We start from the raw sequence: 10432 nt of genomic DNA, 5'->3' as shown, positions 1-10432 counted from the left end.
GCCAGCCGGGAAGTCCGGGCGCGGCCCACCGAATGAGGGATCACACGTCGTACGACCGGCCGCCCGCGCGGGCGTAGGACCCACCGGGACCTTACGCGGCCTTCCCAACGCGCCCGGTCGGTGGGGTTGTCCGCGCGGGGTGCGGCGCTCGGTCGGGGAGACGGCCAGGGCGGACGAATCATGTCAGCGCGGGCGCCTGCTCGGCCGAACCGGACGCCACGCCGGACGCCACGCCGACGGGGACACGCTGCTGGTCGGGCTCCCGGCCGGGCGGCTCAGACGCGGGCGGCAACTGGAGGGGAGCCGCGTGCGTGAGTGCGGGCCGGGCCGGCGCGCGCCCGCGCAGCCGGGCCAGGGCGAGCCCGGCGGCCACGGTGGCCAGGACCACCGCGACACCGGTGACCTGCAAAGTCACGCGGGGGCCCACGATGTCGCAGAGCAGGCCGAGGAGCGGCCCGCCGATGGCCCCCGCGCCCGCGCTGACCACGCCCTGGACGGCGATGACCCGGCCGCGCATGTGGTCGGGGCTGTCCAACTGGGCGCGGGTCGCGAGGGTGGTGTCGATGATCACAGCGCCGGCGGCGATCGGCAGCATGAGCACGGCGAAGGCGGCCAGGCCGGGCATGAAGCCGCTGATGCTTTGGCCCACGCCGGTCAGCAGCGCGGTGACGAGCAGCAGGGCCACCGTGAGGCGGGGACGTCCGGCGGCGATCACCCCGCCGATCACGGTGCCGATCGCGAAGATCGTCGACAGCAGCCCGTATCCTCCGGCGCCCGCGGCCAGCGGCCCGGAGCTCATCGCCGCCATGGTGACCTGGTAGTTGCGGCCCAGGCTGCCCAGAATCAGCGCGAGCGCCAGCAGCACCACGAGCCAGGGCGTACGAAGCACGTAGGACAGGCCGGCCCGCACCCCGCCCCGGTCCGTCTCGGAGCGCAGGAGCCGGTGCATCTCGGAGGCGCGCATGGCAAGGACGGCCACGATGACGGCAGCGAAGCTCAGGGCGTTGACGAGGAACAGGCCGGCCGTGCCGGTGAGCGGGAGAAGGGCGCCGGCCAGGCTCATGCCGAGGATGCGGCCGGCCGAATTGATGATCGATCCCAGCGCGAAGGTGTTCGGCAGGTCCCGTGCGGGGACCACCTCGGCGCCGAATCTGCCGAGAGCCGGGCCGCCGATGGCGTTCACGACGCCGCTTGCGAACACGATGGCGTATACCGGTGCCACCGAGCCGGGGGCGCCCGCGGCGGCGAGCGCGAGGAGAGCGGCGAGCGCCGCCTGGGCCACCTGCGTGGCGAGCACGACCGGGCGGGCGGGGAGCCGGTCGGCCAGGGAGCCGCCCCACAGCCCCAGCAGGAGCGTGGGTGCGGCCTGGAGGACCAGGCTGAGGCCCACGCTGGTCGCCGATCCGGTGGCCGAGAGGATCAACCAGTTGACCCCCAGCACCTGCATCCAGGTGCCGGTGACCGAGACCAGGTCTGCTCCTGCCCAGAGGCGGTAGTTGTGATGACGAAGGGAGCGCAGCGTCGCCGCGGGCAAGGGCACGTCTTGGTCCTTCTTTGGGGCAATTGTCCGGAATGGCAACATCCCGAACCGAGAGAAGGATTCCGGCCGGACCGAAATATGGCGTGTATCACACCCGGAGAAGGTTTGACCAGGCTTCCTCTGAAGGTGGCCCACCGCCGGCTGGAGAGGGGGGCAGTGGCTCCCGGCACCCACGGGACAAGCACCCCCGGCGCCCGCGGCCCCGCGTCCGCGGAGACGTCCTCGGGCGGCCCCCTGCCTCAGGAGAGACGCAGTGGGTGCCGGTGTAGATCGTCGGCATGCCCGCATTGCAGTGGACGCACAGTGACCGGGTGGCGGGGCTCCGGCGCATGCGGTCGACCAGGTCTGGCTCGCAGAGCAGGGCGCGGGCCATGGAGACGAACTGGAAGCCCTCGGCCATCGCCCGCGCGGTGACGTACGCGGCCACCTCGTGGGGCAGCGGGTTCAGCGTCACCATCACGATCACCAACGCCGGCTCGGCCCCCATCGACGGCTGGACGCTGCGCTTCGCCTTCCCGTTCACCGGGCGGCGCCTGCTGCAGGGCAGGTCGGCCACCTGGTCCCAGTCCGGCACCGCCGTGACCGCCGTGAACCTGCCGTTGAACTCGGTGATCCAGCCCGGGGCGTCGGTGCATTGTCCATGCGGACGCCGTCGAAGACTCCCGCGTCGCAGGTGCCGAATATCTCACTACCGGACAAGACGCCGTCGTAGCGTACCCCGGCAGGTAGTCGGGGTCGGTGGACCAGATGGAGCCGTCTGAGTGCTCGACGAGCCCGATCCGAGCGTCATTGACGCCATGGTTACAGAAAAAGTACGCCGCCAAGACGACAGAGGAGCTCACCGTGCGGCTCAACACACTTCGCTCACGGGCCGCAGCGATCCGCCGTCATGGAGCTGTTGCGCGTCTGGGGAGTGGTGCGTCGAGGGCGTCGAGCACTGAGCGCATTCACGATCAACGCAGCGAAGAGATGCGGCAGAAGAACACGATCTGCGGACAGTCCACCCGGGTCCCGTGATATCTGCAACGTAGGCGCAGGTCGCCGGCGCGACGGTGGGATTCTCCCAAGTCACCGCGTGACGTCATCTGGAGCACCTCGTCGACAGCGGCGTCGCGCGCCGCGTTCCCCTAGCCCTCGGCCCGCTGCAGCCAGCAGCGTCAAGCATGGGGTGGGACGCGAGTGTCAAGCATCTCCCGTGACAGGACGTGGAAGCTGCACGAGGTCAGGGACACGTCAAGCCGGGCTTGCACCTCCGTCGCCGGCCCGCTGCCGCTCCGCGGTGGGGTCGACGGCAGATGGGATGGATAAGGTGGAGCGCATCGCGGGGGACGTCCCGAGCCTTCGCCACGGGCCGCCAGCAGCGTGGAGGTCAGTTCGCCGAGCGGTCACGTGAAGGAAAAACGGCATCAACCGTCACAATTAAGAACACGACGGCGAGCGCTGTTTCAAAAGCGATGTGATGAGCGCGACCAGGGTTTGCGTAGTGCGATCCAACGCATAACTCATGCCGCACTCCGACACCTGTATAAGACTCTGTAGCGCAGCCCGGGGATCTCCATGAACCAGGCTGTTGTACGTAGCCACCGCCGCCATAGAAGGTGACCTTCTTGTGTCATCACCCGAACGCTCTTAGCCAGACTGCTTGAAGCGGGGATGAACTCAAGCGAAGACTTCTGGAGCGGTGTAAACCTGTCGCCGCTTCCAATTTTCTCGCCGAGTCGAAGGAGTTGGACGTCGGGCATGCCTCGCTTCTCATAAAGAAGTTGAACCTCCGATAACGTCCTGTAGGGGTTTTCGGCAGGACCAGGCTGCATACTCACCCATCCTCGTATATAGACACTCCTTTCCTGGATAGGTTCAGCAGCCTAGCCCCGTGAGCGCAACCGGGAATTGGTCGCGTACTTACGGCGGGGTCAGGTCAACGCGATGCGCATGGGGATGCCGCAGGTCCCGTTCCGTGAAGATCGCTCCCTGAAGAAGAAGAAGGTGGGCCGCCGAGCATTACCATCGGCTGGCGTGCCCGTTGCGTGCCCGTACGGTCGGCGGTCAGCAGGAAATCACGGGGACTCGGGGTAACTCGACCGGCATGCGCGCAGGTCACCGTTCCCCAAGTCACCCGGCATGACGTTGAAAGACTTCCCAAGCTGCCAGCGCGGGTTTGATTCCCGTCTCCCACTCCACGAGCACAGGCCCAGGTCAGGATGGTAATCCAGACCTGGGCCTTGATTTCTTCTAGAGGCTTCTTGATCTTCTGTGCTCGTTACGCGCCCGATGCGTCTGAATCTTGCTTTTCGGGGCCTCCTCGGCGAGCCTCCCGAGCGCGTCGGCGATGGCCATCGCGGTGTGCTGGTAGATCAGCGCGGCCCGCGTAGTGGAGCGGCCCATGCGGTTCATCAGCTCTCGCAGCGTCGGCTCGCGGGGCAACCGCAAGATAACGCGAAACGATTACGGCAGCGTGAGGAAGGGGCTTCGGGGGGTCCCAGGCCATGGGCTCGGCGGCGTGCCGTTGGCGGCGACGGTGACGTAGGTCGCGTACTGGCCGCTGCTCGCGTGGACGTCCACACCGACCAGATGTAGGTTCGTCACACTGCCCTTCGGACAGGGGAAATCCTTCTTGGTGATGATAGTGCTGCCGTTTCCAGCCTTCAGGGTGGAAACCCTTATGTAGCAGTTTGTCAGTCCATTGAACCAGCCGTTCGTCGTGATGTAGGCGTCCGGGCGACCGACCCCTCTGCTTGGTGCGCTGATACAGGCGTTGACTTTCACGAATATGCCGCCGGTTGGATAGCTATTGTACTGACTGCATCCACCTCCGCTGGCGGCGGACGCGCTCCCAGAGAGCGGTGCAAGCACCGCACCTGCGACCGCCAACGCGGCCGCCGTCCGAGATAACGCCCGAATAGTTGGCACGCTACGACGTCCTTTCTGCGAGCGGTCGCGCCGAGACGGCGAACGGCTCACACATGTTTAATTCCGCCCGTATGGTGCTCGGAACCCACCGTTCCGAATAAACCCTCAGCATATTGAGCGTGATCATGCTGTCAAGAGGCCAGGGCCCCGGAGGTGTGAGGTCCCGCTGAACCTTCAACACTGCCCAAGTCTCCACGCGCGTACAGGAGGCCGCTGTTCCGTCTCTGTTTCCGCTGGACCCCGAGGAATCTCCGAAACGTTGGCAACTGCTGGAACCTGGAATCCCAGTTCAAGGGCGGTTTCGGAGATCGGCCACAGCGGGGCGCACACCTCGCACGTCCGGCCGTGCGGCAACGCCCGCCTGCCCGTGCGTGCCCGTACGGTCGGCGATCACCCGGGAGTCTCGGGGACTCGCGGTTGCTCGACCGGCATACGCCCAGGCCGGCGTTTGCCCAGCTCAAATAAGCGTTGCCTGTGCATGATCGCGATCGCCCCATCCTGCACGCACGGTCGTGAGCGCTCGGCGCGAGGTGGGCGTACTTCTGGGGTGGACAGGCGGTTGGGCGCGAGCGTCCGACCAGCCGACCTCGCTCGCCGGCCTGCTGGAGCCTCAGCGGACGCGGTGACCGAGCCGGAACACCGCCCGCACGTCGAACAGCGCGGCCGGGTCCGCCAGGGGGTCGCCGGCCACCGCGAGGATGTCGGCGTCCATGCCGGGCGCGAGGCGTCCTTTGCGATGGTCGACGCGGCACAGCCGGGCGGGAAGCGAGGTGACCGCCCGCAGAGCGTCCGCCGGTGGCCAGCCGAGCATCCGGACTAGCATGCCGACCGCGTGCGGCAGCACGTCGTGTGGCTTCGGCGGGCCGATCCCGGCGTCGGTGCCGCAGACGATGGTGACCCCGGCCCGCCTGATCTGCCCGAGCAGGTCGGTCAACGCGGCCATCCTGGCGGCGATCCGCGGCGGTACGGCACCTCCGGGGATCACCCCGAGCGTCGCCGACACGACCACTCCGGAGCGGGCGATCCTCTCGATGATCTCCGGCCTGGCCTCGACGCCGTCCTCGGTGAAGAACGAGCAGTGCTCGACGGAGTCGACGCCGGCCTCCACCGCGTCCGCGACCGCCTGGCCGCCGTGCGCGTGCGCCGTTATCGGCAGGCCCAGCCGGTGGGCCTCGGCCACGGCCGCGCGCAACTCGTCGACTCCGTACTGGGAGAGATGCGAATGGGTGCCGGGAGTGAGCTCGCCGCCACTCGCCATGATCTTGATGACGTCCACTCCCCGCTCGGCGTGAGCGCGGACGGCCTCCCGCACACCTTCGACGCCGTCGGCCTCGCCGCCGAGGTACCAGCAGTGGCCGCGGGTGACGGTGATCGGCGGCCCGGCCGTGAGCAGGTGCGGGCCCGCCGCGGGGTCGTGGGCGAACTCCTCGCGTAACCGCAGCCCGAGATAGCCGCGGTCGCCCAGGTCGCGCACGGTGGTGACGCCGGCGGCCAGCATTGTGCGGGCCGCGGCCCGCATGCCCTCGAGGACCTGGGCGTCGTCACGGGCGGCCAGCGCCCCGACGGGGTCGGCGCTTGCGTCGAACGCGAGATGCACGTGCGCGTCGATCAGCCCGGGCAGCAGCGTCGCGTCGCCCAGGTCGACCAGCTCGGCGCCGGAGGGGACGGCGCCGTCGTGCCGCACGGACACGATGCGGCCGTCTTCGACGACCACCGTGGGGTCGCCGTCGACGCTTTCGTCGCCGTCGAACAGGCGAGCGGCCCGGATAGCCTGTATCGATCGCTTGGCCGAAGCCACATCGGGGGATGCCACGTTCATGCCACGACTGTGGACCCCGGAGCCCGGCCGCGCATGAGTATGGGCCTACTCAATCGCGGGACCCGCGTTCGCCGCCCGCTGCTTCGGTGCGAGCGCGGTCAGGGCACGATGTCGTTCGCGACCTCGTGGTGGCTGACGCGTTCGCCCCATCGGCTCAGAGCATGGCGGGCGGCGACCTCGACAACGGCTCGTCCGGCTCCTCACCGGCGAACACACGGACATCCTCCATGCTCGAGAAGAACACGACAGAGGCGGAAGCGCTGGAGTGCTCAAAGGGCCGGTCCGGGTCGGCTTTTGCTTCGCCTGGGCGACTGCCGTTCCGGCAGTCCACGGACATCGGTTACGCCATCAATCCGTCTAGTGGAACCAGACATCAAAGATTGAACAGTGCGGCCCGTCGCCGAGGTTCGTATCGATAATGAGGTGTGGCAAGGCCGGTCGGCTGAGGAGGCGAGGGCCGACGAGAGTGATGCCGTGCAAATCCAGGACCTGGGAGATCTGCTCGCAGCCTTCCTCCCATCCGGGGATCAGCATTTCGGTGACAGCATCGAGCCTTGGCATGGAGTGGTACCCGCGACCGGCGGGATGATAAGAGCGCTCGTCGGGAGCCAGGATGCATGCGATCGGGGCGAGGCGGCACAACGCGACTGACAATCCTTCGACCGCCGTATAGCCGTCTGGATCGACATGACGGGCGGACCCGTCTCGCCGTGTCAGGAAGACGTCGACAAACGACGCGTAGCCGGAGCCGTAGTGTCCGAACTCCGCGTGTTCGACGACCAGCTCGGACACCCGATTGAAGGCGGCGACCACACGGCGCAGGTGGCCCTCCGCGGCCTCCGCCCCACCAGCCCAGGCGCCCTCGGGATGCCAACTCGTCCCCGGAGGCGCGGATCTGCGTGTCCCGATCGAGAAGGAGGGCCTCGACGTCCGCAGGCACACGCTCGTGCTTGCCCATGCCGACAGTCTCCCGGACGAGATGAGCTGGAGCTTGTTCGGCTGATCCTCGGCGCCGGGCCAGGAGTCACCCTCGCGTGACATGCGTCACGCCGCCGTCCGGCGGCGTGTTCCTCGTACTGGTGCTGGGCACTGGTGCTGCGAGTTCCAGCAGGACAGCGAGGTCGCCGGGCGGATCCCTGGCGGTTTGCAAATCGATTGGCTAAAGTTCCGAACCGGGACCCTTACACCGAGGAGAAGCATGGACAGTGGGCGTACCCGCAGAGCCCTGGTCGTCCGGGGTGGCTGGGAGGGGCACAGCCCGGTCGAGGCGACGGAGAGGTTCATCCCGTTCCTCAAGGAGCACGGCTACGCCGTCGAGGTGCAGGAGAGCCCCGAGGTGTACGCCGACGCCGAGAAACTCGCCGCGACCGACCTCGTCGTGCAGTGCTACACCCAGGGCCTCGCCACCGACGAACAGGTGCTCGGGCTGTCCGCCGCGGTCGCCGACGGCACCGGTCTCGCCGGCTGGCACGGTGGCATCTGCGACTCCTACCGTGGCTCGCCCGACTATCTCCATCTCACGGGCGGGCAGTGGGCCGCGCACCCGGGCGGCTTCGTCGAGTACGAGGTGGCCGTCGTGCCGGAGAGGCGCGGGCATCCGATCGTCGAGGGCCTGGACCGCTGGGAGCTGAACACCGAGCAGTACTGGGTGCTCACCGACGAGCTGAACGACGTGCTCGCCACGACCACGTTCGGCGTGCGTGACGAGACTCCGTGGCGCGAGGAGGTGACCTGCCCCGCCGTCTGGACCCGCCAGTGGGGGAGGGGCAGGGTCTTCGTCTCGACGATCGGCCACAAGCTGGAGGATCTCGACCACCCCGATGTGCGGACGCTGACCGAGCGAGGTCTGCTGTGGGCGAGTCGCTGAACCGGGAGCCGATCCGGATCATCCTTGACACGGACCTGGCCATGGGGGCACCGGGGTCGGACATCGACGACGGCTTCGCGCTCGCGCTGGCCCTGGCCGACCCCGGCCTCCGCGTGGAGATGGTCACGACGGTCGGCGGCAACAGCGACGTCGTGACCTCGACCCGGCTGACCCGTGAGCTGCTCGAGGTGCTCGGCCGCGACGACGTGCCCGTGGTGCAGGGTGCCCCGGTCGATGCCGTCGCGGCCGAGGAGATCGCCCGCCGGGTGCTCGCCGAGCCAGGGCGGTTGACCGTCGTCGCGATCGGACCGCTGACCAATGTCGCAGGCGCGCTCTCGATCGCGCCGGGCGTCGCCGGCGCGGTCCGCGAGATCGTCGTCATGGGCGGGGTGTTCCTCGAGCAGACGAACGTCGCGGCGATGCCCGGCGAGTACAACTTCTGGTGCGACCCGGAGGCGGCCCAGGCAGTCTGCGAGAGCGGCGCGCGCCTGCGGTTCGTCGGACTCGACGTGACCCGCCGGGTGCGGCTGAGCCGGGAGGACGCCCGAGCGCTGGCGTCAGGTGGGCAGTTCGGCCGGATCGCCGCGCGCCACACCGAGGCCTGGATCGACTTCCAGGAGCGGGTCAAGCCGCGAGAGGCGATCGAGCAGGGCAGTTGCGCGCTGCACGACCCGCTCGCCGTCGCGGTGGTCACCCGTCCGGATCTCGTGACCTGGAGCGAGGCGCACGTCGCCGTCGAAACGGCCGGCCGCGTCACGCGCGGTGTCGCGGTGGCCGACCTCCTGATGTGGGAGGACCCACCCGAGCCCAACTGCCGGATCGCGACAGCGGTGGACGCGCCGGCCTTCCGGGAGTTGTTCCTCGAACGGATGGAGTCTCTGCCGTGAGCCGGCCGGTCAGTCTCGTGGTCGTTGGATCGCTCAACCAGGCACTGGACGTGATCTGATCGAGGCGGTGCGCATGGGCGTCGCGCCGGAGCCTGCGCCGTCCGGCGCGGCGAGAGAAGGAGCGTCGCCCCCCGCACCAACGCACCTGACTGGCGTCGACCGGAGGTGTGCAGCCGCTTACGGTTTCTCGCAAACCGATTTGCATGCCGGCTGACCGGTCGCCCTTCGGACCACCCACTACCGGAAGGTACAGAGTTGACCAAGCTGCGCGTCGGCGTCATCGGACTGGGCGAGGTCGCCCAGGTCATCCACCTCCCCATCATCGAGTCGTTGCCCGACCGCTACGAGCTCGCGGCGATCTGCGACATCTCGCCGGGTCTGCTGGAGCGTCTGGGCGATCGCTATCGGGTGGGGCGCCGCTACTCCGACTTCCGCGAGATGCTCGCCGCCGGCGGCCTGGACTGTGTGCTGGTGCTGAACAGCGACGAGTACCACGCGGACTGCACGGTCGCGGCGCTCGACGCGGGTCTCGACGTGCTCGTCGAGAAGCCCATGTGCCTCAGCCCCCGTGAGGCACAGGAGATCATCGCGGCGCGCGACCGGTCGGGGAAGACCGTGATGGTCGCCTACATGCGGCGTTTCGCACCGGCGTTCACCGAGGCGGTCGAGAGGCTGCCCGAGCTCGGCCCGATCCGCTACGCGCGCGTCCACGACGTGATCGGAGAGAACCGGCTGATCGTCGACCAGACGTCGTACGTCGACCGGCCCGACGACGTCCCCCAGGAGGCGATCGACGAGAAGTGGGCGCGCCGGTCGGCGCTGGTGAAGGAGGCGCTCGGCGACGTCCCCCAGGAGCTGGAGTGGACCTACGGGTTGCTCTGCGGCCTCGGCAGCCACGATCTGTCCGCCATGCGGGAGCTGCTCGGCCGCCCGAAGGAGGTCTCGGCGGCGAAGATGTGGCGCAGCGGCGGCTACGTCGTCGCCCTCCTCGACTACGGCGACTTCGTCGTCACCTACGAGACGGGGGTGGACGACCAACTGCGCTACGACACCTACATCGAGGTGTACGGCGCGAGCGGAACGATGAAGGTGCAGTACGACACGCCTTACGTCCGGCACTTCCCGACGACGCTGCATCTGGAGCTCACCGACGGCGACTCCTACGAGCGTTCCGTTCGGCGACCGCACCTCAAGGACCCCTACACCTACGAGCTCGAGTACTTCCACGAGGCGGTCACCACGAGTGCGACGCCCAAGACGACCCCCGAGGACTACCTGCAGGACATGGAGCTCTTCGTCGACATCATCCGAGCCCTGGACAAGGGCTGATCGCGTCCGGCGTCGGGCGGCGCGGCCTTCCGGAAGATAGGTCGAGCCCGCCCGAAGACAGGCGTCGCGACCCCGGTCAC

8 protein-coding genes are annotated in these 10432 nt (G+C 68.5%); 4 read left to right on the top strand and 4 right to left on the bottom strand.

The window, feature by feature from the left end:
• Positions 1 to 178: 178 nt before the first annotated feature.
• On the bottom strand, positions 179 to 1540 hold the full coding sequence (locus tag MPTA5024_RS26645) for an MFS transporter (RefSeq protein ID WP_198167410.1): 1362 nt from the start codon (positions 1538 to 1540) through the stop codon (positions 179 to 181).
• A gap of 278 nt (positions 1541 to 1818) precedes the next feature.
• Between MPTA5024_RS26645 and MPTA5024_RS44715 the strand changes: the two genes are divergently transcribed.
• On the top strand, positions 1819 to 2301 hold the full coding sequence (locus MPTA5024_RS44715; RefSeq protein WP_157099744.1) for a cellulose binding domain-containing protein: 483 nt from the start codon (positions 1819 to 1821) through the stop codon (positions 2299 to 2301).
• Positions 2302 to 3985: 1684 nt separating this feature from the next.
• Here MPTA5024_RS44715 and MPTA5024_RS41320 read toward each other — a convergent pair.
• The 3 genes from MPTA5024_RS41320 to MPTA5024_RS41315 all read right to left on the bottom strand — a co-directional run bounded on the left by MPTA5024_RS41320 (position 3986) and on the right by MPTA5024_RS41315 (position 7061).
• Positions 3986 to 4450, bottom strand: coding sequence for a hypothetical protein (locus MPTA5024_RS41320; protein ID WP_036329725.1), 465 nt, complete (start codon positions 4448 to 4450; stop codon positions 3986 to 3988).
• Between the two features lie 610 nt (positions 4451 to 5060).
• Positions 5061 to 6269 (bottom strand): amidohydrolase family protein, encoded by a 1209-nt coding sequence (locus MPTA5024_RS26635; RefSeq protein ID WP_051458716.1) that lies wholly within the window; start codon positions 6267 to 6269, stop codon positions 5061 to 5063.
• A gap of 357 nt (positions 6270 to 6626) precedes the next feature.
• Entirely contained in the window at positions 6627 to 7061 is a 435-nt protein-coding gene (locus tag MPTA5024_RS41315; protein WP_157099743.1) for a hypothetical protein, read from the bottom strand.
• A 406-nt stretch (positions 7062 to 7467) separates the two neighbouring features.
• On the opposite strand from MPTA5024_RS41315, the gene MPTA5024_RS26620 reads away from it, so the two are divergent.
• From MPTA5024_RS26620 to MPTA5024_RS26610, 3 genes are all read left to right on the top strand, one after another.
• Positions 7468 to 8136 carry a ThuA domain-containing protein gene (locus tag MPTA5024_RS26620; RefSeq protein WP_036329718.1) on the top strand — a complete coding sequence of 223 codons (669 nt, stop codon included), beginning with the start codon at positions 7468 to 7470 and terminating at the stop codon, positions 8134 to 8136.
• On the top strand, positions 8121 to 9023 hold the full coding sequence (locus MPTA5024_RS26615) for a nucleoside hydrolase (RefSeq protein WP_036329716.1): 903 nt from the start codon (positions 8121 to 8123) through the stop codon (positions 9021 to 9023). The genes MPTA5024_RS26620 and MPTA5024_RS26615 overlap by 16 nt, the downstream gene beginning before the upstream one ends.
• A gap of 255 nt (positions 9024 to 9278) precedes the next feature.
• Complete coding sequence (locus MPTA5024_RS26610; RefSeq protein WP_036329714.1) at positions 9279 to 10352, top strand: Gfo/Idh/MocA family protein; 1074 nt, start codon at positions 9279 to 9281, stop codon at positions 10350 to 10352.
• Positions 10353 to 10432 lie beyond the last annotated feature (80 nt).

The sequence above is a fragment of the Microbispora sp. ATCC PTA-5024 genome (assembly GCF_000511135.2).
Taxonomy (GTDB): domain Bacteria; phylum Actinomycetota; class Actinomycetes; order Streptosporangiales; family Streptosporangiaceae; genus Microbispora; species Microbispora corallina.
The sequence above is the reverse complement of the archived record's forward strand: the minus strand, read 5'-3'. Positions and strand labels throughout refer to the sequence as shown.

Coding starts and splice junctions, on each gene's coding strand:
- MPTA5024_RS26620 (WP_036329718.1), top strand. CDS start 7,468: ATGGACAGTGGGCGTACCCGCAGAGCCCTGGTCGTCCGGGGTGGCTGG.
- MPTA5024_RS26635 (WP_051458716.1), bottom strand. CDS start 6,269: ATGAACGTGGCATCCCCCGATGTGGCTTCGGCCAAGCGATCGATACAG.
- MPTA5024_RS44715 (WP_157099744.1), top strand. CDS start 1,819: ATGCCCGCATTGCAGTGGACGCACAGTGACCGGGTGGCGGGGCTCCGG.